The sequence below is a fragment of the Pseudomonas granadensis genome (genome assembly GCF_900105485.1).
In the GTDB taxonomy this organism is placed as follows: domain Bacteria; phylum Pseudomonadota; class Gammaproteobacteria; order Pseudomonadales; family Pseudomonadaceae; genus Aquipseudomonas; species Aquipseudomonas granadensis.
On record NZ_LT629778.1, the window covers coordinates 2,863,119 to 2,887,585 of the forward strand.

Consider the following 24,467-nt stretch of genomic DNA (forward strand, 5'->3'; position numbering starts at 1 on the left):
CTACAAGGGATCTGCGACGTTTATTGATCGGCCGTCTGCATCCCCGCCCGTGTCGGTTTGCCCAGCGCATGGGTGAAGAAGCGGCCGGCCTCGGAGATCAGGTTGCGGTGAATGTCTTCGCGGTCGACGCCATCGGCATCGGTGCAAAGCGCTGGCATCGCGCGGATCTGCTCTTCATTGCACGGCGCCAGGAACACGAAATGCCCTGCCCCGGCCAATAATTTGAAGTCCGGCGCGGTCGGCAGTTTGCGCGCCAGTGCGGCGGCGTTCTTGTCGAAGGCCACCAGTTTGTCGCCGTCGCCGCTGTAGAGCAGCACCGGCACGTGCACATCGGCCAGGGTGTGCCGGCCGAACTTCAGGCTCAGCGGCGCCATTAGCAACAAGGCGTGGACGCGCGGATCGGGCACCGGTTGCAGATCATCGCGGTCGACGATCATTTCACCCTGAGTGTTGCAGGCGTCGTGATCATCGGGGCGTTCCTGGCAATAACGACGCAAGCGATCCAGATCCGGTTGCGCGCCGGAGAGAATCAACGCGGTCTCGCCGCCCGCCGAATAACCGATCACGCCGACCTGTTCGGCATTCACATAAGGCGCGAGCATGCCGTCGCCGAGTGTCGCGGTGATCGCTTGGGAAATCTGGATCGGCCGCCCGTACAGATTGCTCAACGTGCCCAGTCGGCTGTGGTCCTTGGAGTTATCGCCGGGATGAATCACCGCGACCACCACAAAGCCCTTGCGCGCCAGCGAGGTCGCGAGATCGTGCAAGGCCAGCGGTGTGCCGGTGTTGCCGTGCGAGAGCATGAGCATCGGAAAACGGCCGATGGCGACTTTGGTGTCTTCACCCGCCTCGACCGAATAGCCCTCGAGCAGGCTCTGGTGTTCGCGGTCGCTGGACGGATAGAACGCAATCGCGCGCATCGGTTGCAGATCGAGGGGATCGAGAAAGGTCATTTCGTGGTAGCCGACGCTCCACACGGGGTGTCGTCCGGGCGCAGCCTGCACTGAATCGAGGCTGACCAGCAGGCCTATCAGTAACACTGCACAAAGACGCACCATGGATGCCCCACCCTGTTTTGACTGAATCCTGTGATTCGCTGCCTGCGTGGATCGGCGCGCGAACGCTGAGCGATCAACTGCATAACCCGGGCCAGATTATGTAACAGCCAGAAACAAAAAACTCCGTATTCGCCCCTTGCGGAACCAGAATACAGAGTTTTTTGAGTGCTGCCTGAACCGTAGCTGTTCTTTACGCAAGCCTTACGCGGCGGCGAACAGTTGCTCACTGATCTTCGCCTGGGCTGCGGTCATGGCGTTGTTGCGTACTTCTTCGCCGTAAGCCAGACCTTCAGCGCGAACGATTTCGATGTCGGTGATGCCAAGGAAGCCCAACACCAGCTTCAGATATTCTTCGTGAGCGATGCCGCTGGCCTGACCGGCATGGATGCCGCCGGAGGTGGAAACGATCACCACTTTCTTGCCACCGCACAGGCCTTCAGGGCCGGCTTCGGTGTAACGGAAGGTCTGACCGGCGACGGCAACGCGGTCGATCCACGCCTTGAGTTGGGTCGGCACGGTGAAGTTGTACATCGGCGCGGCAATCACCACGGCGTCGGCAGCGATGAACTCGGCCAGGGTGCTGGCGCTCAATTCGGCTTCGTGCTGTTGCGCGGCGTCACGCAGTTCAGCGGTGGTGCCAGCGGCGAGCAAGGTAGTCGAGGAAAAATGGCTGATCGCGTCAGCCGCCAGATCACGGTAAGTCACCACGGCGCTCGGCTCAGCGGCCTGCCAGGCTTTGACGACCTGGCTGCTCAGCTGACGGGATGCCGAGTTGTCGCCCAGAATGCTCGAATCGATATGCAGCAGTTTCATGTGGATGCTCCTTAAGTGATCGCCGGTGGCGACGGAATGGAGACAATCCTACGCAAGAAATCAATGGATGATTAGCCGCCTGCAATGCGATAGTTTGTCCTATTGATAGAACAGTCGGATGACTCGAATGCAAGACCTCAACGATCTCTACTACTTCGCCAAAGTCGTCGAGGCTGGCGGGTTCGCCGCAGCCGGGCGTTTGCTGGGCATTCCCAAGTCACGGCTGTCGCGGCGCATTGCCGAACTGGAAGAACGCCTTGGCGCGCGACTGCTGCAACGCACCACCCGCCAGCTCAACCTGACGGCGGTCGGCGAGCGCTACTTGCGCCACTGTCAGGCGATGTTGCTGGAAGCCGAAATGGCGGATGAGGCCGTGGCGAGCATGTCCAGTGAACCGCGCGGCCGCCTGCGGGTGTCCTGCCCGACCGGCCTGGCGCGGGAGATGCTGCCGTGGGTGATCAGCGAATTTCTCGGCAAATTTCCGCAGGTGCAACTGGAGGTGGTGCTGCTCAATCGCCGTGTCGATCTGGTCGGCGAAGGTTTCGATGTGGCGCTGCGTGTGCGCGAGCATGGTGATGAAGATCCATTGCTGGTCACCCGGCGTCTGCGTCAGGCGCAGATGGTCGTGGTCGCCAGCCCTGCGTTTGTCGCGGACCACCTGGTCAATCATCCGCAGGACCTGAAGAACCTGCCGGTGCTTGGTGCGCTTGAGGCTGATCGTCTGGTCCATGTGCGCTTGCTCGACGCCCAGGGCAAGAGTTTCGAGCTGAACATGGAAGCACGCCTGGGCATCGATGACTTTATTGTGCGCAAAGCCTGCGTGCTGGCCGGCCAGGGTTTCACCCTACTGCCGATGATGTATTGCGAAGAAGAGCTGCGCAACGGCACGCTGGTGCAGATGCTGCCGGAGTGGTCATTGCCCGGCGGCTGGCTGCAAGCGGTGTATCCGCATCGGCGCGGGGTGATGCCGGCGGTGCGCGCGTGGATCGATCATCTGGTCGAATCGTTCAATGCCTGTGGGGAGCGACCGTTATGAGCAAGGGAAAAATGAACGAAGCCGAAGTGGCGGAGTTCTGCCTGGCATTGCCGGGCGCTCGGGAAGATTACAAGTGGGGCGGCGTACGCGTGTTTTCGATTGCCGGCAACAAGATGTTTGCCTTGCAGGGACTGCGTGGCGACTCATTGGCCTTCAAGGTCGACAAGGATCTGTTCCTCGGCCATTGCGACCGCCCCGGCATTCACCCGGCGCCGTATCTGGCGCGGGCGCAGTGGGTCATGATGCACCCGCCCTACCCGCTGGGCGCCGAGGAGTTGCAGGGGCTGTTGCAGCGTTCGCATCAATTGGTGGTTGGCAAGTTGCCGAAAAAGACCCAAATCGGTCTTTTGCTCTAACCCCCAATCCCCTTGTGGGAGCTAGCCTGCTAGCGATGGCGGTGTGTCATTTTCGAATGCACCGCCTGACACGCCGCTATCGCCAGCAGGCTGGCTCCCACAGGGGTTCGTGGTGTTCCAAGGTTAAGTGAGCCGAGCACAAAAATGTAGGAGCCAGCCTGCTGGCTCCTATAGGGTTTTGTGGTGTGGGTTAGAACAGTGTCAGCAAGTTCGAGCCGAGGAACAGCTGGTCAATCCAGAACATCTGATGCAGCGCGACAATCACCCAGAACAGAACCTGGAACGACACCTTGCGCGTCTTGTGCCGGAACACTTGCTGGGCGATCAATGCACCCGGCCAGCCACCGGCCAGTTCCACGGCGTGGAGGATGTTCTCCGGGGTGCGCCAGGCATCGGTGCGGGCCTTGCGCTTGTCGGCCCAGTACATGAAGAACGCCAGCACGCTGACAATCCCGTAAGCCGCCAGCGGCACCAGAGAAATCCCGCGCAGCCACATCGACACGGAACCGAACAGCGGCAGCGCGCAAACCACCAGCAGCACCAGCAGTTTGAATTTCAGATGTTGAATCGCGCCGCCCGAAGGCCGAGCTTCGGCGCGGCGCGCGCGGGAGTCATTCATGGCTTGGCCGCCGCCCAGTCGACCCAGCCGAACTGCCAGGTCGCCAGAATCACCAGACCGAACACGATCCGGTACCAGGCGAAGGCCGCGTAACTGTGGCTGGCGATGAACTTGAGCAGGCCGCGCACGGCGATCATGGCGAAAATGAACGCGGTGACGAAACCGATGGCGAACACCGGAAAATCCGCTGGCACAAACAATTCGCGATATTTATAACCCGAGTAGACCGCCGCGCCGACCATGGTTGGCATCGCCAGAAAGAACGAAAATTCTGTAGCGGTCTTGCGCGACAGGCCGAACAACAGGCCGCCAATGATCGTCGAGCCGGAGCGCGAGGTGCCGGGGATCATCGCCAGGCACTGGGCGAAACCGACTTTCAGCGCGTCCTTCCAGGTGATCTCGTCGACCGTTTCGGCGTGCACTTCGTGCTGACGCTTTTCCGCCCACAGCATGATCACCCCGCCCACCACCAGCGCGGCCGCGACCGTGATCGGGTTGAACAGGTATTCGTGGATCAGGTCGGCAAAAATCACCCCCAGCACCACTGCCGGCAGAAAGGCGATCAGCAGGTTGGCGGTGAAACGCCGCGCACTCGGCTGGGTCGGCAGACCGATGACCACGTCGAGAATCTTGCGGCGAAACTCCCAGACCACCGCGAGAATCGCGCCGAGCTGGATGATGATGTTGAACGCCATGGCTCGTTCGCCGCCAAAATCGAGCAAGTCGGCAACGATGATCTGGTGCCCCGTACTGGAAATGGGCAAAAACTCCGTCAGCCCCTCTACAACTCCTAGTATCAGTGCCTGCAAGGCCGTCCAAAGATCCATCAATCCCCCAAAGAGCGATGCGCAGCGGCATGCTCCGATAGTATTTTTTTACGTTCACTGCGATCAGCGTAGCTGTTTATGGCTGTACCGATTCCGCGCGCACAGAATCCACACGAAACGGTAAAAATTCCGTGAAACTTCAAAATGGATTCAGGTTTTCACGCGCGGGGCCGAAATCCTAACAGACAAGCCTTAATAGCGCTGCCGCGTTATACGACTTGGGTCGCATGTGCCCGCCCGCGTTATCGTGGCTGGATGCTGGCGGTCAATTATTACAAGAACAAGAACCCGGAGTGACAGCGTTATGAACAGCTTGCGCAGCGTGTCGATCAGCCGACGCTTGTGGCTCATCTTGATTGTGGCGGTGGTCATGTTGCTGACCTTGGGCGTGCTGATGCTCAAGCAGATCCATGACGACCTTTATCACGCCAAGGCCCAGAAAACCCAGCATGTAGTGCAGACCGCCAGCGGCCTGCTGACCTATTACCATGGCTTGCAGACCGCCGGCACATTGAGCAAGGAGGCGGCGCAGCAACAGGCGCTGACGGCGATTCGCGGCTTGCGCTACGACCAGAGCGATTACTTCTGGATCAACGACCTCACGCCCGTGATGGTCATGCACCCGACCAATCCCAAGCTCGAAGGCCAGAACCTCTCGGCGATCCGCGACCCTGACGGTTTTGCGGTGTTCAATGAAATGGTCGCCATCGCCAAGGCCAAAGGCGCCGGCATGGTCAACTATCGCTGGCCGAAACCCGGCGCCACCGACCCGGTGGCGAAAACCTCCTACGTCAAACTGTTCGAGCCGTGGGGCTGGGTGATCGGCTCCGGCGTGTATGTCGATGACGTCCAGGCCGAATTCCAGGGGCAGATGCTGAAAGCCTCGGTGATCGGCCTGGCCATCGCGCTGATCATGGCGCTGCTGGTGATCCTGATCGCGCGCAGCATCGTCCGGCCGCTGCAGGAAACCGTCAACGCCATGGCCAATATCGCCAGCGGCGAAAGCGACCTGACCCGCAGCCTCGATACCCACGGCAAGGACGAAGTCACCGAACTGGCCCACCACTTCAACGCGTTTACCGCCAAATTGCGTCGGGTGATCGGCGACTTGCAGGTCTCGGCCAGCGCCCTCGGCCAATCCTCCAGCGAGCTGGGCAACGACGCTTCGCAGGCGCAACAACGCAGCCAGCAGCAATCGCAGCAGATGGAACTGGTCGCCACGGCGATCAACGAAGTGACCTATGGCGTGCAGGATGTGGCGAAAAACGCCGAGCACGCCGCCGCCGAAATGCGTGATGCCGAAGCGCAAGCGCAACAGGGCCAGATCAACATCGACGGCAGCCTGCAACAGATCGACAAGCTGTCCGGCACCATCGATCAAGCGGTGGAAGTGATTCGCACGCTGGCCGCCGAAAGCACGCAGATTGGCAGTGTGCTGGAAGTGATCCGCTCGATTGCCGAGCAGACCAACCTGCTCGCACTCAATGCCGCCATCGAAGCCGCGCGCGCCGGCGAGCAAGGTCGCGGGTTTGCCGTGGTCGCGGACGAAGTGCGCTTGCTGGCGCAGCGTACGCAGAAATCGACGGCGGAAATCCAGTCGATGATCGAGCGCTTGCAGAACCATTCCGAGGCCGCCGTGAAGGTCATCGGCGACAGCAGCAAGGCCTCGCAACTGACCATCGAACAGGCGGGGCTTGCCGGCGCCAGCCTCAACGCGATCGGCCAGGCCCTGCGCAATCTCAATGGCCTGAACGCCTCGATTGCCAGCGCGACGTTGCAGCAGGCGCATGTGGTTGAAGACATCAATCAGAACGTGACGCAGGCGGCGGGGCTTTCGCACAGCACGGCGTTGGCGGCGGAGCAGTCAAGTGCGGCGAGTTTGCGGCTTGGGCAGTTGAGCGAACAGCTCAACGGGTTGCTGCGCCAGTTTCGCGTCTGACCCATTTCCGAGGTGAGCCTGCCCCTCATCGGAACGCCGCCCGCCCAGCCCTCTCCCGAGGGAGAGGGAGCCGATCGCTGAGCTTTTCAGAACTTGAGTACACTTGGTTTCTCAGGTCGGCGTATCTCTCACATCCACCGCGGTCAGTCCCCTCTCCCTCCGGGAGAGGGCTAGGGTGAGGGGCCTTTGATCTGAAGCGCATGACTTCAGAACCGAAGCGAATGCAGTACAATCCGCCCCCTCTTCAACTCCCCCAAGGATCTTCAATGTCCGGGCTCGAACTGTTTGCCGCCGCCCTCGGTGTGATCGCCGTCTGGCTGACGGTCAAACAGAATCCGTGGTGCTGGCCGATCGGGCTGGTCATGGTGTTGCTCTACAGCTGGATCTTCTTTGAGGTGAAGCTGTATTCGGACATGTTGCTGCAGGTGATCTACGCCGCGCTGCAACTCTATGGCTGGTGGCAATGGACCCGCGCCGGGACGATGCACGACGGGCGTGCGGTGACGCGGCTGGATGCGCGCGCCGTCGCCCTTGGCCTTGGCGTCGGCGCGCTCGGCAGTCTGCTGCTCGGCGCGGCGATGGCGCACTGGACCGACGCTGCGCAACCATGGCTCGACGCGGCGCTCACCGGTTTCAGCCTGGTCGCGCAGTTATGGATGGCGCAAAAGCGTCTGCAATGCTGGGCGCTGTGGTTTGTGCTGGATGTGATTTTCGTCGGGTTGTTCATCTACAAGGGCCTTTACCTCACCGCCGCGTTGTACGGGCTGTTTACCTTGCTCGCGGTTCAGGGCTTTCGCGAATGGCGCGCCGACCCGGCGCTGCGCACATGAAAGTGGTGGTGCTGACCGGCCCGGAATCCAGCGGCAAGAGCTGGCTGGCGGCGGGCCTGCAGGAGCGCTTTGGCGGCTTGCGCGTGGACGAATATGTACGCCGCTTTATCGAACTCAATTCCCGCGACACCTGCCTGGACGACATCCCCGACATCGCTCGCGGCCAGTTGCAGTGGGAGGACGAAGCGCGGGCGCAGCGGCCTGAACTGCTGATTCTCGACACCCACCTGCTGAGCAATATGCTCTGGAGCCAGACGCTGTTCGACGCTTGCCCAGCGTGGCTGGAGCAGGAACTGCTGGCGCGGCATTACGACCTGCACCTGCTGCTGTCACCGGAACAGATCGACTGGACCGAGGATGGTCAGCGCTGCCAACCGGAGCTTGCCGAGCGACAGGCCTTCTATCAGGCGACTCGACAGTGGCTTGAGCAGCATCAACAACCGCTGCAAGTCATTGCCGGCAAATGGCTCGAGCGCCAGGCGCAGGCTTTCGCTGCCGTTGCGCGCTTGCTGGCTGAATGACCCGAACGCGGGCCAAGTGTCCATTGCTGAAACACCTTCCCTCACGCAAAAGGCCAGTCTCAACACGGTTCACCGCTTTGTCATGCGTGGTGTATCAGCGCTGAAACACCACCGCACCAAGCCTTGTTCCAGACCGTTGCTCAGCCAGTCGCCAGCTCAGCCGCAACCTGCCTGTTTCAAAGTTGAAACAGATCCCACACAACGCAGGTAAATATTTCCGTAACCCTCTGAAATCTAAGTCGATTTAAAAAGCGGCACAGCTTTCGCTCTCTCCTTCACAACGCTGACCAAGGGCAGCCCGTTAAAGAAGGAATTGCAGCCGTGGGGACTTTCAAAACCGGATTGACCTGTCTTGTGCTGATCGGATCGGCAGCCAGCGCAGTGATCAGCTTCAACGTGCAGGCCCAAGGCAATGGCGTGATCGTCCTGCAGCGCGACGTTCAGCCAATCCCGATCGGGCGCAATGGCGGCAAAGACCCCTACCCGACCACCGTCAACGCCAACCCTTCGGCACGCATCAATCAGACCGTCAACAGCACTGAACTCAGCGACGGCGATTTCGCCAGTGTCGCCAGCGGTTCCTCGATTCGCGGCAACATCACCACGCCCAATTCCAACCTGCCCGGCATGAACACCCTGACCAACCAGAACGGACTGCCCGGCATGCGTGTGGGCAGCGGCGGCGGTGCCGGTGGCTCGATTTCCAATACCGTCAACCGTGCCATGAGCACCGGTCTGGCGCCTCTGACTCGCATGGCCGGAGGCCAATGAGATGAATCGCACCCTGCTGCTTCTCGCCCTGCTCGGCTGCACCAGCGCCATGGCCGATTCAAACACGGTCAACCGCGCGAACATTCAGGATTCCGGCGCGCAGTACCGCGGCAATTTCAACGTCAACCAGGCCGCTGGTGACCAGATGCAGCAAGCCAACACCAAGGCGATCGCCATCGGCACCGAATCCCGCGCGACCACCCAGGTCATGCAGAAAATCGACACGCCTGCCAGCCGCGCCATCGACGCGAGCGCCAACATCGGCGGCCACGCTTTCAGCAATGGCAACGGCATCCTCGGTGTGAACCAGGGCGCCGGTGCCAACAATCAGATGGCCAACGTCACGCGCGTCAGCATCAGTGCTGCCCCGCAAAGCGTTGACGACAGCGCCCTTTCGCAACAGAACGTGGCGTTTTTACCAAGCTCAGGAGCAACTGGTACCTCACCCGGCAGTCGCCAGGTCACGACAAGTGATCAGGCCTTCACCGGCAGCCGCGGGGTTATCCAGGTGAACCAGAGTGCCGGGGTGGGGAACCGAATGGCCAACACCCTGAGCATCCGGGTCGCAGACTGACCCATACAAAGTGCAAGTGGAAAAGTAACGACACTTAACCCAACTAATAAGCACGATGGAGAAACACCATGAAACCTACAATGGCTCTCAAACCACTGGTTTTCGCACTCGCAGCAGTGATGGCAATCGCAGCACAGGCAGGCGGCCGTGATGACAACAACGGTCATGGTAACGGGCATGGCAATGGCCACGGCAACGGTCACGGCCAGCAAGGTCCAAATCTTGAACAACTGCTGCAGATCACTGCCGGCGCCGGCGCCGCTGTGCTCGACGCGCAAGACAGCGACGGCAACGTGGTGAAAAACCAGGGCACGCTGAACAATGCCAACGCCAGCGACTCGCTCAACGGCTCCAACGGCAACATGGGCGCCAACGTGGCCGCCGGCGACGGCAACCAGCAGGACAACGCTGCTGCGCTGGCCACCGCTGACGAAAGCTTTATCTTCGGCAATGCTGTTGCGGCCTCGAGCGCGACTCAGGTCAACAACAACAACTACGTGAAAAACTCTTCCACGTTCAACAACGCCACGCTCAACAACGCCGGCAACAATGGTTCCGGCAACATCGGCATCAACGTGAGTTCGGGCAACTTCAACCAGCAGAAAAACAACCTGGCGATCGCTGTATCGGGTGGTCGCGTAGCCACTGCTGCCGCTGCTGCCAACCAGTCCTCCACTGGCCTGGTCGTGGACAACAAAGGCGTGCAGGCGTACAAAACCGACACCCTTACCGGTACCTATGCAGCCGCTGGCACGTTCAAGGCCAAAGGCACTGCGACCATCGAAGACGACAACCATGGCGGTTGGGGTAACCGTGGCGGCGGCCACGGCGGTAACGATGATCAGAAAGCCAGGTTCGAAGCCGTGGGCAGTTTTGGCCTCGCTGGTGTCACCACCCAACAAGTGTTGACCAAAGATGGCTGGAAAACTCCGGTGGTCAACAATGCCAACATGACCAACTCGATGAACAACTTCTCCGGCAACGGTGGAGCCAACGTCTCGGCCGGTGTCGGCAACCAGCAAAGCAACTCGCTGTCCATCGCCGCAGGTTGCAAAGCCTGCATGTAATCGCGATCGAAACGAAAGCCCCGGCAACGGGGCTTTTTCCCAGGTTCCACAAGGCGTATTCGATCATGCGGACCCCTGCCCTTCTCGCTCTGCTTTGTCTGTGTGGCCTGACTCAGGCAGCGCAGATGCCCGTCGCTGCCCTGCCTGGCGGCGTACTGGTCTACAAGGACGTACAAAGCATTCGTGAGCGCAAGTTTGCCGACATCGTCGAACAGAAAACCGATTTCAGTTGCGGCGCTGCTGCACTGGCAACGGTATTGCGCCAGGCCTATTGGCTCGACGTCGATGAAGAGCACATCATCAAAGGCATGCTGGTCAACGCTGACCAGGACCTTGTGCGTACGCAAGGGTTCTCCATGCTCGACATGAAGCGCTACGTGGAAAGCATCGGCATGCGTGCCCGTGGTTACCGGATCCCGCCCGAGAAACTCGAAGCGGTGACCATTCCGGTGGTGGTTCTGATGGACATTCGCGGCTACAAGCATTTCGTCGTGCTGCAGCGTTCGGACAAGGATTGGGTCTACATCGGTGACCCGGTTCTCGGCCACAAACGCTACAAGCATGATGACTTTGTCAAAGGTTGGAACGGCATTGTCTTTGCCATCGTCGGCCCCGGTTACGACAAGGCCAACGCCTTGCGCAGCCCTCCCGTGCCGCTGACGGCGAAGAATTCACTGGACGGTTTCAACCCGGTCAAAGATGCGGAATTGATGGATTTCGGGTTCATTCAGAGCGACTTCTTTTAATCGCCGAGTCAGAAAATGGGACTGGATGTCCCGGGAGCAGCAGATGAAAACCTCATACTGGCTGGCCGCCGCCTGCCTGGCAGCGGGTGCGTCAGGCTTTGCCCATGCCGGATTCAAACCCATCGAAATCAAGGACCAGGAGCTCGCCGAGCTTCGCGGTCGGTACGTCATGCCGGGGCGGATCATCAGCTTCGGCATTGTCATGAGCAGCACCTGGCGCAACGCCAGCGGCGACCTCATCGGCGCGGCCACCTCGATGCAGGTCCAGGCCGCCACCGTCAAACCGGAGTTCTATGTCTCGACCATCAAGGAGTCGGGCAATGGCAGCACGCCAACGTTGGGAACGGGCACCGTGATCGGTGGCGCGGGCCTCAACAGCACGCAAGGTGTGACGCAAAGCGTGCGCGCCGCAGGCGATGGCAACACCGCGAGCAACAACGTCGCCATCAACGTCAGCGAAGCCAGTCAGGCGCCGGCATTGGTGCCGTCGCAAGGCCAGGCGCTCGTCGCCGGGCAGACCATCACCGGCAGCAACGGCGCCGGCAGCGTCGCAGTGTCGGCCAATGGCGGCGGCGTGCAAATGGCCATTCAGGCGAGCGGCAATCAGGGCACGGCACTGCAACAAGTCGCCCAGGGTGGCCTGCTGCAAAACACTCGCCTGCTGGGCAGTGCCAACGTGGTCAACAACCTCACGCAACTCAACGTCGTACTTAACAATAACGGCAGAAGCGCCGGTGCACTGGACTGCAACCTGACCCAACTCGGGGCCCTACGCAGTATCGGATATTGAACTACGCTGAGTCTCGATCATTGGGCTTAAAGGGACGGCTTATTCATGTATCGATCAGTATCACTGCGTGCCGCAGTGTGTTTGAGTACCCTTCTACCGGCGGCGATGTTGCAAGCAGCTCCCGACGCCGATGTAGAAGCCCTGAAACGGGAACTTCTGGAACTGAAACAACGATACGAAGTACAACAACAAGCCCTGGCAGTCCTCGAACAACGGGTTCGCCAGGTCGAAGAACAGCCCGCCGCCCCACCGCCAAAACGCCTGGCCAAATCGCCATCGGACATGAAAGGCAATCGCGTCGCCACCGGAGCCGCTACCGGCACGGGTGCCGCCGCTGCATCGGGAGGCGCCGCCGGGGGCAGTGGCGCCTCCTACGGGCAGTCGCTGGCCGATGATTCGCAACCGGCGCAAAGCGTTTCCAACCTGTACGACGAAGCCAGCGGCTTTTTCGGTGGCGGCAAATTCAGTTTCGAAACCGGGGTCACCTATTCGCGCTATGACACCCGCCAGTTGATCCTCAACGGCTTCCTCGCGCTGGATTCGATCTTTCTCGGCAACATCAACCTTGACCGGATCAAGGCCGATACCTGGACCCTCGACCTCACCGGCCGCTACAACTTCGATAATCGCTGGCAGTTCGACCTGAACGTGCCGGTGGTATATCGCGAATCGACTTACCAGTCCGGTGGCGGCAATCAGGGCGCGGCCGGGGTGACCACCGAAGAAACCGTGACCAAGGACCCAACCATTGGCGACGTCAACTTCGGCATCGCCTACAAATTCCTCGACGAGTCGGTCAATACGCCGGACGCCGTCGTGACACTGCGCGTCAAGGCACCGACCGGCAAGGACCCGTTCGGCATCAAACTGCGCCAGACCGACGCCAACTCCAACCTGTTCGTGCCCGACACCCTGCCCACCGGCAACGGCGTCTGGTCGATCACCCCCGGCATCTCGCTGGTCAAGACCTTCGACCCTGCGGTGCTGTTCGGCAGCCTGTCGTACACCCACAACCTGGAGGAGTCGTTCGACGACATCAGCTCCACCGTCAATCAGAAAACCCCAGGCAAGGTGCGCATCGGCGACAGCTTCCAGATCGGCGCCGGTATCGCTTTTGCCTTGAACGAGAAGATGAGCATGTCGTTCTCGGTGTCCGACCTGGTGCAGCGCAAGAGCAAGCTGAAACAGGACGGCGGCGACTGGGAATCGGTCATTTCCAGCGACGCCAACGCCGGTTATTTCAATATCGGCATGACCATCGCGGCGACCGACAACCTGACCATCGTGCCCAACCTGTCGCTGGGCATGACCGACGACGCCCCGGACTTTTCCTTCAGTCTGAAATTCCCGTACTACTTCTGAGTCTGCGGCAAACAACAAAGGCCCGTTGCGATCACCTCGCAACGGGCCTTTGTTGTTTACCCGCCCTAGCGGATCTGATGCTTGTGCAACAACCGATAAAACGTCGGCCGCGACACGCCGAGCACTTTGGCTGCAACGCTGAGGTTATCACTGTGCCGGTTCAGGACGTCGCACAGCGCCTGGCGTTCGGCGCGGGTCTTGTAGTCTTCGAGGGTGCCCATGGGCGTGGCGATCGAGTGCTGACTGATCAACCCCAGATCACGCGCCTCGATCTGCCGGCCTTCGGCCAACACCAGTCCACGGCGCACGCGGTTGGCCAGTTCGCGGACATTGCCCGGCCAGTCGTGCTTGCCCATGGCGATCAGCGCGTCTTCGCTGAAACTGCGTGGACGGCGCCCGGTTTCATGACTGTAGAAGTGGGAAAAGTGATTGGCCAGCATCGACAGGTCGCCGTGCCGTTCGCGCAATGGCGCGGTCACCACTTGCAGGACGTTGAGGCGGTAATACAGATCTTCGCGAAAAAGTTTTTTCTCGATCGCGGCTTCGAGGTCGACGTGAGTTGCCGCCAGCACTCGCACATCCACCGGGATCGGCTGGCTGCCGCCGACGCGTTCGATGTGTTTTTCCTGGAGAAAGCGCAACAGATTGGCTTGCAGCTCCAGCGGCAGATCGCCGATCTCATCGAGAAACAGCGTGCCGCCATTCGCCGCTTCGATCCGCCCGACCTTGCGTTGATGCGCGCCGGTAAACGCGCCTTTCTCGTGGCCAAACAATTCCGATTGAATCAGATGCTCAGGGATGGCGCCGCAATTGATCGCCACGAAGGGCTTGCTGTGGCGCTGGGACTGACGGTGCAGCGTGCGCGCAACCAGTTCTTTGCCGGTTCCGCTTTCACCGCGAATCAGAACAGGCGATTCGGTGGGCGCCAGTTTGCTGAGCAACTTGCGCAGTTCGCGAATCGGCTTGCTGTCGCCCAGCAGCTCGTGCTCGGGCTGGTCGACATGAATCGTGCCCTGCCCGCGCAATCGCGCCATGCCGAACGCACGCCCGAGGGTGACCTGCACCCGCGAGACGTCGAACGGCAACGTGTGGAAATCGAAAAACCATTCACAGACGAAGTCGCCGACATTCTGCAGACGCAGGACTTCCTGATTGAGCACGGCGATCCATTCGGTGCCGCTGCGGCTGATCAATTCCTTGACGGCTTCGGGTCGTTCGAGGTGAAACGGCTGTAGTCGCAGCAAGCCGATGTCACAACTGCGCTCGGCGGCGTTCTCCAGCGAACAACTATCAACGTCCCAGCCAACCGCGCGTAATCCGGGCAATAAGCGGTGGCAGTCGTCACACGGATCGACCACCAGTAAACGTCGTAACGCAGGCGCTTCGCTCATGACTGTTCCTTGGCGCCAAATAAAGGAAATGATTGTAAAAACAGTCATTTGGCAGACCCGACTGTAACACTAGCAAGATTTTGACAGCGCCTTGTATCGATTGCTTATAGGCGTCCAGTCAAACCGGTTATAAGAACGTGAGTTGTTAGTCAGCTATCGACTTAGTTGGTTTTTAAAAACTTTCACCAAGCTTTCAAAAGACGGCTTCAAAACAGGATCTGAAAGAAACTTTGAAATTTCTTTGTTTCATGTGTGACCCGTTGCAGGGTTGCGTGCATCAGTACAAGTAACCAGCCGAACGGTAAGCCCAACCGACGGCACATCATTTGATTGGGCACGACAGAGAGAAGACCCCATGACCGCCCCGCTCCGTATCAACGAAGCTCTTCTGATTGCCAACCACGCCTTCAAACCTTTCCACTGCGTGGCCTGGGCGCCGCAAGACGGCAATGGCGAACTGAGCCTGACCGTCGTCGACCGGACCAACTCGCACATCGGCCGCAAACAGATTCCAAGCAGCGCCTACTCCGACCCGGCGCAACTCGAGCAACTGCTGAAGCAGGCTCGCGCTGAACTCAGCGAAGAAGGTTACAGCCTGCAATCGTGGTCAATGCCACACTGAGAAGCAGTTCGTGCAGGTGACTTCGAAGTCATTCACCTCTGCGCTTAGTTGCAACCTTGTAAACTTCCACCTGCTTGTATAACTCTTTTCAAGCCGACCAGGCTTAATTGCTTGGTCGGCTTTCTTTTGGTTCAAAAAGACACTGTTCTGGCACAGTGCGACCGTCCATCCGTTAGTTCTTACAGTTGTACTTCTCTCGGTTCAGGGATTGAATGTTCCGCTCGTGCAGTTACCCATCCGGTTCGCGGTCATGGTCAACTCGCAAGGAGATGCGTGCATGTCCACCCTGAACACTTTTGCCTTGCCGGCGCAACCAACGACCGTCTCACCGTCGTTTACGCCTCGATCCGGGCCACTCGATAAAACCTTTGGCACTCAGGGCGTCGCCCAGGCGTACTTCGCGGGCAGCGTGTCCAGCCTGAGCGAAGACATCGCCCTCGATGCACAGGGCCGAATACTGGTCGCAGCGAAAGTCTGCGATGCGCGCGGCAGCCGATTTGGCCTGGCGCGCATGCTCGCAGACGGCTCCGCAGACCTGACCTTTGGCAAGCATGGCAGCGTAATCGACACCTTCGCCCACGGGTTCGAAGCCACGGGCGGCAAAGTCAGGACGCTGCCGGACGGGCGCATTCTGCTGGCTGGCCTGCATTACGAAAACGCCCAGCGCACCCTGCCCGCGCTGGCCTTGTTCGACGCGGACGGCAAACCAGACTTGTCCTTTGGCGACAACGGCCGTCAGGTGATACGCCTGCCGGGCAATCTGTCCATGGGCAGCCGCGATGCCTGGTTGCCACCGGGCGTGCCGGGGGCGGAAGCCTGCGACGTCGCGGTGCAGGACGACGGACGCATTCTGCTGATCGCCAATCACCATTTCGAACGGGCCGACCATGCCGGCATGCTGATTCGCCTCATGCCCGACGGCAGCCTTGACGATACGTTCAATGGCCGCGGCTTTGTCATGATCCGTCATTTATTGCTCAACACCTGGCTGAGCAGCCTGTTACTGCAAAAGGACGGACGAATCGTCGTGGCCGGCTCCATCGATCTTCCCCAGGAAGGCTTGCTGGCGCGTTACCTGCCCGACGGCCGTCTCGATGAGTGTTTTGCCGTGGACGGTATCATGGCGTTCAAGGCTGAGAACAAAAGTGTTCAGGTCAGTCGCGTACTCGAAGCGCCCGAGGCCTTGCAGTGTTTTGGCAGCGGCCGCGATCCGATCCGCTGCCTGACCTTCAGCCTCCACTCAAACGGCCGACCGGATATTCACCGCCAGGGTGGCCAGCCGCAACTTCTGCAGATCGGCCACAGCGGCTGCCAGTGGAGCACCGCTCAACGTTTGCCCGACGGGCGGATGATCGCGGCAGGTGCGACCATTGGCGGCGTCGAGGCTGATTTCATCCTTGCCCGTTACCTGAGCGACGGTCGCCTCGACCCGGCGTTCGGCGACGGCCATGGCTGGCTCCGTACGCGCCTTGGACGCAGCCTGGACTCGGCCAGTTCACTGGCCGTCCAGTCGGATGGCGGGATTCTGGTGGGTGGGTTTTCGCTGGATGGAAATTATCGGGCGGTGGTTGTGCGATATCTCGACCACTGAAAATATTGGCTGTACTTGATCTTCCCGAACGTATCCGGCAACTTGCGCGCTTCTATAAAAAAGGAGCAGCCGATGTCCGGTTCGATGACCCAGGCGTTCGCGCAAAACTTTCTCGGGCATTCGCCACGCTGGTACAAGGCGACCATCGTTGGCTTCCTGATCCTCAATGCTGTGGTGCTGTTCAGCATCGGCCCGGTGGCGGCCGGCTGGTTGTTGGTGATCGAGTTCATCTTCACCCTCGCCATGGCGCTCAAGTGTTACCCGTTGATGCCCGGCGGCTTGCTGCTGGTTGAAGCGCTGCTGCTGAAGATGACCACGCCGCAGGCGCTCTACGATGAATTGGTGCATAACTTTCCGGTGATCCTGCTGCTGATGTTCATGGTCGCAGGCATTTACTTCATGAAAGACCTGCTGCTGTTTCTGTTTTCGCGGCTGCTGCTGGGTGTACGTTCAAAAGCCGTGCTGGCGTTGATGTTCTGCTTTCTTTCAGCATTCCTCTCGGCGTTTCTTGATGCGCTGACCGTAACGGCGGTGATCATCAGCGCCGGTGTAGGCTTCTATTCGGTCTATCACCGCGTCGCGTCCGGCAACGATCCGCGCCAGGACAGTGAATTCGCTGACGATGCCAACCTGCCGAAATTGCACCACGACGATCTTGAGCAGTTCCGCGCGTTTCTGCGCAGCCTGTTGATGCACGGTGCGGTGGGTACGGCGCTGGGCGGTGTCTGCACGCTGGTGGGCGAGCCGCAGAACCTGTTGATCGGCCATGAAATGGGCTGGCACTTCGGCGAGTTCTTTACCAAGGTTGCCCCGGTTTCGCTGCCAGTGCTGGCGGCCGGTCTGGTGACATGCGTGTTGCTGGAGAAGCTGCGCTGGTTCGGCTACGGCACGTTGCTGCCGGATAACGTGCGTGGCGTTCTGGCTAACTACGCCGCCGAAGACAACGCTGAACGCACGCCCCGCCAACGTGCGGCACTGCTGGTGCAAGGTGCTGCGGCATTGATTCTGATCGCCTGCCTGGCCATGCACGTCGCTGAAGTCGGCCTGATCGGTTTGATGGTGATCGTGCTGATCACCGCGTTTACCGGCATCACCGACGAGCATCGTCTGGGCAGCGCGTTCAAGGAAGCCATGCCGTTCACCGCGTTGCTGGTGGTATTTTTCGCGGTAGTGGCGGTGATTCATGACCAGCAGCTGTTTGCGCCGTTGATTCAATGGGTGCTGGCGCTGCCGGTCGAGCAGCAACCGGGCATGTTGTTTATTGCCAATGGTCTGCTGTCGGCGATCAGTGACAACGTGTTTGTCGCAACGATTTACATCACCGAAGTGAAGCAGGCATTCCTTGCCGGGCACATGAGCCGCGAGCACTTCGAAACGCTGGCGATCGCCATCAACACCGGGACCAACCTGCCGAGTGTGGCAACGCCGAACGGCCAGGCGGCGTTTCTGTTCCTGCTGACCTCGGCGATTGCACCGCTGGTGCGCCTGTCGTACGGGCGGATGGTGTGGATGGCGGTGCCGTACACCGTGGTGATGGGAGGGTTGGGCTGGTATGCGGTGAGCTACTGGCTCTGATCTTCACCGTATAAGTCTTCTGGGAGTCAACCTGCTGGCTCCCAGACTGACTGTCAAAACGAAGAACCCTGTGGGAGCCAGCCTGCTGGCGATTGCGGTGTATCAGGCAACGAATATGCTGAATGACACACCGCAATCGCCAGCAGGCTGGCTCCCACATTGGCTTTTCGGTGAATTCAGCGAGGGAGAATGTACTTCTCGATCGCCTGAGCCACACCGTCTTCGGTGTTGGCCGCCGTAACCACGTCGGCCTGACGCTTCACCGCTTCCTCCGCCTGGCCCATGGCAATCGACAACCCTGCACACTTGAACATCGCCGGATCATTGCCGCCATCGCCGATTGCCGCCGTTTGTTCCAGCGGCACGCCAAGATATTCGGCAATGGTCGTCAGTGCCGTGCCTTTGTTGGCTTCCAGCGCGGTAACGTCCAGGTATACCGGTTGCGAACGCGACACCTGGGCCATGCCATTGACCTTGGGCAGCAACTGCGCCTCAAGCTCGATCAAAAACTCAGTGTTGTTGCTGGTGGCGACGATCTTGTCGATCCTTTCCAGATACGGCTCGAAGCTCTCCACGACCACCGGCGGATAGCCGAGGCCGTGCTGCTCGCGCGGGACCATCGGCCCGTGCGGATCCTTGAGCAGCCAGTCGCCGCCGCTGAACACCCAGACTTCGACGTCCGGCTGATCGGCAAACAGTGCCAGTGCGATAAGCGCTGTGGTCGCCGGCAAATAATGCGCAGCCAACAAGGTGCCGTCCGGCTTGACGATAGTCCCGCCGTTGAACGCCGCTGTCGGCAGATCCACGCCCAAGGCTTCGATCTGCTGCAACATGGCTCGGGGCGGGCGGCCAGTGGCGAGGCTGAACAGCACGCCCGCCTCACGCAGCGACCGCACCGCGTCAATGGTGCGCTGGCTCAGCGTGTGATCAGGTAACAGCAGCGTGCCGTCCATGTCGCTGAGCAAAAAACGGATGGGTTGTTTCGGCACGTCACTCATCCGAGGCCATGCCAGACGCGACCATCGCGAGTCAGTAGTTCTTCAGCCGCCTGCGGGCCGTCATCACCGGCGGCGTAATGCTGCACGCTGGCATCCTGCTGCCAGGCATCGAGGAACGGTTGCACGGCGCGCCAGCCGTTTTCGATGTTGTCGGCGCGCTGGAACAGCGTTTGATCGCCGGTCAGGCAGTCGTAGATCAGGGTTTCGTAACCGGTCGAGGCCTGCATCTCGAAGAAATCCTTGTAGGCAAAACCCAGCTCGATGTTGGCCATGTTCAGCGCCGGCCCCGGCCGCTTGGCCAGCAGGTCGAACCACATGCCTTCGTTAGGCTGGATCTGGATGCGCAGGTAGGTCGGTTGCAACTCATCGACTTCGGTGTCGCGGAACTGCGCATACGGTGCCGGTTTGAAACAGATGACAATCTCGGTGTCGCGCACGCTCATGCGCTTGCCGGTGCGCAGGTAAAACGGCACGCCGACCCAACGCCAGTTGTCGATCATCACCTTCAGCGCCACGTAGGTTTCCGTGGTGCTGTCCGGCGAAACGTTGGGCTCCTCGCGGTAGGCGCTCAACAGTTTGCCGTCGATCGCGCCGGCGCTGTACTGGCCGCGCACCGAATTGGCCCGAGCCTCCTCGACCGACCAGGGACGAATCGCGCCCACCACCTTGGCCTTCTCGCCGCGCACCGCGTCGGCGCCGAACGCGGCCGGCGGCTCCATGGCAACCATCGCCAGCAACTGGAACAGGTGATTGGGCACCATGTCGCGCAATGCACCGGTGTGTTCGTAAAAACTGCCACGGGTTTCGACACCGACGGTTTCGGCGGCGGTGATCTGCACGTGGTCGATGTAGTGATTGTTCCAGAACGCTTCGAACAGGCTGTTGGAGAACCGGCTGACCAGAATGTTCTGCACGGTCTCCTTGCCCAGGTAATGGTCGATCCGATAGATCTGCTTCTCGGACATCACCTTGAGCAAGCAGGCGTTGAGCGCTTCGGCGGTTTGCAGATCGGAGCCGAACGGCTTCTCGATCACCACCCTTCTGAATGCCTCGGGGGTTTCTTCGAGCAGTTTCGCAGCGCCGAGGCGGCGCACGACTTCGCTGAAGAAACGCGGCGCGGTGGCCAGATAGAACACCGCATTGCCGGTGCCGCTGTCGGCGATTTTCGCCGCCAGTGCTGAATAGGTGCTGTCGTCCAGAAAGTCGCCCTGGACGTAGCTGATACCTTTGGCGAGCTTGGCCCACAAGGCCGGATCAAGCATCTGACCGCCCTTGCCGACCTTGGCCGCCGCTTCACTGCGAATGAAGTCTTCGAGCTTTTGCGCGAAGGCCTCATCGGTAATTGCGTTGTGGTCAACGCCGACGATCCGCAGATTGTCGTCAAGCAAGCCGTCGCGACTGAGGTTGTACAGCGCCGGCATCAGCAAGCGCTTGACCAGGTCGCCGTGGGCACCGAACAGAAACAGCGTGGTCGGTGGTGCGGGTTCTGCCTTGGACTTTCTGCGGATCGTTTGGGTCATTTCTTCGGTGTCTCCACGTGGCCGCCGAAGCCGAAGCGCTGCGCGGAGAGGATCTTGTCGCCGAACGTGCCCTGACCGCGCGAACGGTAACGCGAGAACAGCGAGTTAGACAGCACCGGTACCGGCACCGCTTGTTCCATGGCTGCCTCGATGGTCCATTGGCCTTCGCCGCTGTCCGCCACGGAACCGGAGAAACCGTCGAGTTTCGGGTCGCTGGCCAGCGCATCGGCAGTCAGGTCGAGCAACCACGACGACACCACGCTGCCGCGGCGCCAGACTTCGGCAATGTCGGCCACGTTCAGATCGAAACGCTGATCTTCCGGCAGGCGCTCACTGGATTTGGTCTTGAGAATGTCGAAGCCTTCAGCAAAGGCCGCCATCATGCCGTACTCGATACCGTTGTGAATCATCTTCACGAAGTGCCCGGCACCGGCAGGGCCGGCATGGATGTAACCATGCTCGGCGCGCGGATCGTCAGACTTGCGGTCCCTGGTGCGCGGGATGTCACCCATGCCCGGCGCCAGTGCAGCGAACAACGGGTCGAGGCGCTGCACGGTTTCGGCATCGCCGCCGATCATCATGCAATAACCACGCTCCAGGCCCCAGACGCCGCCGGAGGTGCCGACGTCGATATAGTGCAAGCCCTTCTCGGCCAGGGTCCTGGCCCGGCGAATGTCATCCTTATAGTTGGTGTTGCCGCCGTCGATGATGGTATCGCCGGCTTCGAGCAGATCGCTCAGGGTGTTGACGGTGTCTTCGGTCGGTGCACCGGCCGGCAGCATGACCCAGACCGCACGCGGCCTGGCCAGCCCGGCAACCAGTGCCGGCAGATCGGCAACGCCAGTGGAGCCCTCGGCGACCAGGTTATCGATGAAAGCGGTATTGCGGTCGTAAACAACGGTGGTGTGACCGTTGAGCATCAGACGTCGCGCAATATTGCCGCCCATGCGGCCCAGTCCAATAATCCCGAGTTGCATGTGCTGATGCTCCTTACTACAAATAAATATGTGTCATTGGTTATAGCCCAACGCGACTGATGGAGGTTAGTCCAGAGCGTTGCGATGAAGTTTCCGGGCATTGTGCCCGATCCAGACTGATAACGCCGCAAATCGCGCCGAAGACACACCGACCATGAAAAATAAAAAAGTTCCATAAATGGGCAAAAGAAATCAAAATTGGCGCCGATAGTAAGTCACCACCTCAGATCAGGGGTGGCTTACAGTTGATGCACGCCATTTGCGAGGTGAGCAATGGGCACAGTACACACAGCAATGCCGCCACAAACCCTGTACGTCACGATCCGTCGTGATGAGTTGCGTCAGTTGAAGGACGAACGCGACCAGTTGAAGCAAGAGCTGGCGCAGCTGCGCCTGTTGACCCAGGGCTCGCAGCCGCAACCCTTCCCGGTCGTTCAGCGTCACCCCCACGCCTGATCCCCGCCTGATTCGGGAACGGCAGCCGCGGTTCCCGACATGATGCCCCAGCCCCTTAGCGGGCTAAACGCGCGTCAAATAACAAACTTTTCACATCAGTCTGGTGATACTGCGCCGCATTCTGGCCGTACCTGCGCGTACGGCCTCCGTTCGTCGGTTTCACGGATGTCCCGGCGGTGGTTGTAACCAGAGCTGGAGCGCCGAATGGCATTGTTCAAACGCAGCAAAACGACTGCGACAGGTTTTGATTGGGCCGGACTTCTCTGGCTGTTCGTATTCTTCTGGTACTTCTCGGGTATCACCCAACTGCTGATTCAACTGACCGGCACCTCGGGCTTCACCGGGTTCCGTCAGGCCTTTGTCATGAGCGCGATCTGGCTGGCGCCGATGCTGCTGTTTCCCAAGCGCACCAAATTGCTCGCGGCGATCATCGGTGTGGTGCTGTGGGCCTGCTCGATGGCCAGCCTTGGCTATTTCTTCATTTACGAGCAGGAATTCTCGCAAAGCGTCATCTTCATCATGTTCGAGTCGAACGTGTCCGAAGCCGGCGAATACATGACGCAGTACTTCGCTTGGTGGATGGTGCCGGCGTTCCTGGCGCATACCGCGTTTGCCTATTTCCTGTGGACCCGTCTGCGCCCGGTGTACATGCCGCGTGGCCGCGCCTTCGTCGCAGCCATGGCGATCCTGATTGCCGTGATCGGTTACCCGCTGGTCAAACAGACCTTGCGCATGGGGACTTTTGAACAAGGCTTCGAAAAATTCGAAACCCGCATCGAGCCGGCCGTGCCGTGGCAGATGGTGGTGGCGTATCACCGTTATCAGGAAACCCTCGCCGACATGCAGGGCATGCTGCACAACGTCAGCAAGATCCCACCGTTGAAAAACCTGAAGGATGCCTCGGGCGATCAGCCCAAGACCCTGGTGCTGGTGATCGGCGAATCGACCAACCGTCAACGCATGAGCCTCTACGGCTATCCGCGCAACACCACCCCAGAGCTGGACAAGCTCAAGGATCAACTGGCGGTGTTCGACAACGTCGTCACCCCGCGCCCGTACACCATCGAGGCGTTGCAGCAGGTGTTGACCTTCGCTGACGAACTGCATCCGGATCTGTACCTGTCGACGCCCTCGCTGGTCAGCGTGATGAAACAGGCCGGCTACAAGACGTTCTGGATCACCAACCAGCAAACCATGACCAAGCGCAACACCATGCTCACGACCTTTTCCGAACAGGCCGACGAGCAGGTGTACCTCAACAACAACCGTAACCAGAACGCCGCGCAATACGATGGCGACGTGATCGAGCCGTTCAACAAGGCCCTGGCCGATGCCGCACCACGCAAGCTGATCGTCGTGCATTTGCTCGGCACACACATGAGCTACCAGTACCGTTATCCGCCGACCTTCGACAAGTTCAAGGATCGCGACGGCGTGCCGGCCGGTGTGCGTGACGACCAGGTGCCTACCTACAACAGTTACGACAACGCAGTGCTGTACAACGACTTCGTCGTCTCGAGCCTGATCAAGGACTACGCCAAATCCGATCCGAACGGCTTTTTGCTGTACCTCTCCGACCACGGCGAAGACGTGTTCGACTCGGTCGGCCACAAGACCCTCGGTCGTAACGAAAACAAACCGACCGCGCCGATGTACACCATCCCGTTCATGGCGTGGGCCTCGCCGAAGTGGAAGGAAAACCACGACTGGAACTTTGCCGGCGACCTTGACCGCCCTTACAGCAGCTCGCATCTGATCCACACCTGGGCCGACATGGCCGGGTTGAGCTTTGACGAACTCGACCGCAGCAAGAGCCTGGTCAGCGACAGCTTCAAGGAACGGCCGTTGTTGATCGGCGACCCGTACCAGACCGCGCAACGGGCGTTGATCGACTTCAGTCTGATGAAGCCGAAAAAGCCCGATGCGAATGTTGCGCAAGCGACCGAGCAATAAAACGAAGGGGCCTCAGCGGCCCCTTTTTTTCGTCCCCGAAACATCTACAAATAACAATATTTCTCGTTTGAGCCT

General features: G+C 60.0%; 24 protein-coding genes. 16 read left to right on the forward strand and 8 right to left on the reverse strand.

Features of this window, described 5'->3' with window-relative positions; translation table 11 throughout:
• Positions 1 to 20: 20 nt before the first annotated feature.
• Positions 21 to 1,058, reverse strand: a complete 1,038-nt coding sequence (locus BLU52_RS12645) for an alpha/beta hydrolase family protein (protein ID WP_090283625.1) — start codon at positions 1,056 to 1,058, stop codon at positions 21 to 23.
• Between the two features lie 201 nt (positions 1,059 to 1,259).
• Entirely contained in the window at positions 1,260 to 1,871 is a 612-nt protein-coding gene (locus BLU52_RS12650; RefSeq protein ID WP_090283627.1) for an FMN-dependent NADH-azoreductase, read from the reverse strand.
• Positions 1,872 to 1,998: 127 nt separating this feature from the next.
• Between BLU52_RS12650 and BLU52_RS12655 the strand changes: the two genes are divergently transcribed.
• Together BLU52_RS12655 and BLU52_RS12660 are read left to right on the forward strand one after the other, a co-directional pair.
• Positions 1,999 to 2,907: a LysR substrate-binding domain-containing protein gene (locus BLU52_RS12655; protein ID WP_090283629.1), complete on the forward strand. Its 909-nt coding sequence runs from the start codon at positions 1,999 to 2,001 to the stop codon at positions 2,905 to 2,907.
• On the forward strand, positions 2,904 to 3,263 hold the full coding sequence (locus BLU52_RS12660; protein WP_090283630.1) for an MmcQ/YjbR family DNA-binding protein: 360 nt from the start codon (positions 2,904 to 2,906) through the stop codon (positions 3,261 to 3,263). Before BLU52_RS12655 ends, BLU52_RS12660 begins: the two co-directional genes overlap by 4 nt.
• A gap of 190 nt (positions 3,264 to 3,453) precedes the next feature.
• Here BLU52_RS12660 and BLU52_RS12665 read toward each other — a convergent pair whose 3' ends face one another.
• Both BLU52_RS12665 and BLU52_RS12670 read right to left on the reverse strand, forming a co-directional pair.
• On the reverse strand, positions 3,454 to 3,882 hold the full coding sequence (locus BLU52_RS12665; protein WP_090283632.1) for a DUF1294 domain-containing protein: 429 nt from the start codon (positions 3,880 to 3,882) through the stop codon (positions 3,454 to 3,456).
• On the reverse strand, positions 3,879 to 4,709 hold the full coding sequence (locus BLU52_RS12670; RefSeq protein ID WP_090283634.1) for an undecaprenyl-diphosphate phosphatase: 831 nt from the start codon (positions 4,707 to 4,709) through the stop codon (positions 3,879 to 3,881). The genes BLU52_RS12665 and BLU52_RS12670 overlap by 4 nt, the downstream gene beginning before the upstream one ends.
• Before the next feature lie 304 nt (positions 4,710 to 5,013).
• Here BLU52_RS12670 and BLU52_RS12675 point away from each other — a divergent pair, with 304 nt between their 5' ends.
• The 9 genes from BLU52_RS12675 (at position 5,014) to BLU52_RS12715 (ending at position 13,309) form a co-directional block, all read left to right on the forward strand.
• Complete coding sequence (locus BLU52_RS12675) at positions 5,014 to 6,648, forward strand: methyl-accepting chemotaxis protein (RefSeq protein WP_090283636.1); 1,635 nt, start codon at positions 5,014 to 5,016, stop codon at positions 6,646 to 6,648.
• Positions 6,649 to 6,914: 266 nt separating this feature from the next.
• On the forward strand, positions 6,915 to 7,478 hold the full coding sequence (gene pnuC, locus BLU52_RS12680) for a nicotinamide riboside transporter PnuC (RefSeq protein ID WP_090283638.1): 564 nt from the start codon (positions 6,915 to 6,917) through the stop codon (positions 7,476 to 7,478).
• Positions 7,475 to 7,999 (forward strand): AAA family ATPase, encoded by a 525-nt coding sequence (locus BLU52_RS12685; protein WP_090283640.1) that lies wholly within the window; start codon positions 7,475 to 7,477, stop codon positions 7,997 to 7,999. The genes pnuC and BLU52_RS12685 overlap by 4 nt, the downstream gene beginning before the upstream one ends.
• Positions 8,000 to 8,320: 321 nt before the next feature.
• Positions 8,321 to 8,770, forward strand: coding sequence for a hypothetical protein (locus BLU52_RS12690; RefSeq protein ID WP_090283642.1), 450 nt, complete (start codon positions 8,321 to 8,323; stop codon positions 8,768 to 8,770).
• 1 nt (position 8,771) lies between these two features.
• The gene (locus tag BLU52_RS12695) at positions 8,772 to 9,344 is read left to right on the forward strand and encodes an adhesin (RefSeq protein WP_090283643.1); all 573 of its coding nucleotides are present in this window, start codon (positions 8,772 to 8,774) and stop codon (positions 9,342 to 9,344) included.
• A gap of 68 nt (positions 9,345 to 9,412) precedes the next feature.
• Positions 9,413 to 10,411 (forward strand): heme utilization protein, encoded by a 999-nt coding sequence (locus BLU52_RS12700; RefSeq protein ID WP_090283645.1) that lies wholly within the window; start codon positions 9,413 to 9,415, stop codon positions 10,409 to 10,411.
• Between the two features lie 65 nt (positions 10,412 to 10,476).
• Positions 10,477 to 11,157, forward strand: a complete 681-nt coding sequence (locus BLU52_RS12705; RefSeq protein WP_039760558.1) for a C39 family peptidase — start codon at positions 10,477 to 10,479, stop codon at positions 11,155 to 11,157.
• Positions 11,158 to 11,200: 43 nt separating this feature from the next.
• On the forward strand, positions 11,201 to 11,947 hold the full coding sequence (locus BLU52_RS12710) for a hypothetical protein (RefSeq protein ID WP_090283647.1): 747 nt from the start codon (positions 11,201 to 11,203) through the stop codon (positions 11,945 to 11,947).
• Positions 11,948 to 11,992: 45 nt separating this feature from the next.
• Positions 11,993 to 13,309: a transporter gene (locus BLU52_RS12715; protein WP_090283650.1), complete on the forward strand. Its 1,317-nt coding sequence runs from the start codon at positions 11,993 to 11,995 to the stop codon at positions 13,307 to 13,309.
• 65 nt (positions 13,310 to 13,374) lie between these two features.
• Here the strand turns inward: BLU52_RS12715 and BLU52_RS12720 are convergent, their stop codons facing one another.
• Positions 13,375 to 14,700 (reverse strand): sigma-54 dependent transcriptional regulator, encoded by a 1,326-nt coding sequence (locus BLU52_RS12720; RefSeq protein WP_090283651.1) that lies wholly within the window; start codon positions 14,698 to 14,700, stop codon positions 13,375 to 13,377.
• Positions 14,701 to 15,055: 355 nt separating this feature from the next.
• On the opposite strand from BLU52_RS12720, the gene BLU52_RS12725 reads away from it, so the two are divergent.
• The 3 genes from BLU52_RS12725 (at position 15,056) to nhaB (ending at position 18,488) form a co-directional block, all read left to right on the forward strand.
• A complete protein-coding gene (locus BLU52_RS12725; protein WP_090283653.1) occupies positions 15,056 to 15,322 on the forward strand; it encodes a hypothetical protein in 267 nt (88 codons plus the stop codon).
• A 277-nt stretch (positions 15,323 to 15,599) separates the two neighbouring features.
• Positions 15,600 to 16,913: a hypothetical protein gene (locus BLU52_RS12730; RefSeq protein WP_090283655.1), complete on the forward strand. Its 1,314-nt coding sequence runs from the start codon at positions 15,600 to 15,602 to the stop codon at positions 16,911 to 16,913.
• 72 nt (positions 16,914 to 16,985) lie between these two features.
• Complete coding sequence (gene nhaB, locus BLU52_RS12735; RefSeq protein WP_090283656.1) at positions 16,986 to 18,488, forward strand: sodium/proton antiporter NhaB; 1,503 nt, start codon at positions 16,986 to 16,988, stop codon at positions 18,486 to 18,488.
• A gap of 176 nt (positions 18,489 to 18,664) precedes the next feature.
• Here nhaB and BLU52_RS12740 read toward each other — a convergent pair whose 3' ends face one another.
• From BLU52_RS12740 to gnd, 3 genes are read right to left on the reverse strand one after another with little or no spacing between them, the layout of a single operon-like run.
• A complete protein-coding gene (locus BLU52_RS12740; RefSeq protein WP_090283657.1) occupies positions 18,665 to 19,486 on the reverse strand; it encodes an HAD family hydrolase in 822 nt (273 codons plus the stop codon).
• The gene (gene zwf, locus BLU52_RS12745; protein WP_090283659.1) at positions 19,483 to 21,006 is read right to left on the reverse strand and encodes a glucose-6-phosphate dehydrogenase; all 1,524 of its coding nucleotides are present in this window, start codon (positions 21,004 to 21,006) and stop codon (positions 19,483 to 19,485) included. The genes BLU52_RS12740 and zwf overlap by 4 nt, the downstream gene beginning before the upstream one ends.
• On the reverse strand, positions 21,003 to 21,983 hold the full coding sequence (gene gnd / locus BLU52_RS12750; protein ID WP_090283661.1) for a phosphogluconate dehydrogenase (NAD(+)-dependent, decarboxylating): 981 nt from the start codon (positions 21,981 to 21,983) through the stop codon (positions 21,003 to 21,005). Before gnd ends, zwf begins: the two co-directional genes overlap by 4 nt.
• A 273-nt stretch (positions 21,984 to 22,256) precedes the next feature.
• On the opposite strand from gnd, the gene BLU52_RS12755 reads away from it, so the two are divergent.
• Positions 22,257 to 22,439 (forward strand): DUF6026 family protein, encoded by a 183-nt coding sequence (locus tag BLU52_RS12755; protein ID WP_090283663.1) that lies wholly within the window; start codon positions 22,257 to 22,259, stop codon positions 22,437 to 22,439.
• Between the two features lie 204 nt (positions 22,440 to 22,643).
• On the forward strand, positions 22,644 to 24,392 hold the full coding sequence (locus BLU52_RS12760; protein ID WP_090283665.1) for a phosphoethanolamine transferase CptA: 1,749 nt from the start codon (positions 22,644 to 22,646) through the stop codon (positions 24,390 to 24,392).
• Positions 24,393 to 24,467: the final 75 nt, after the last annotated feature.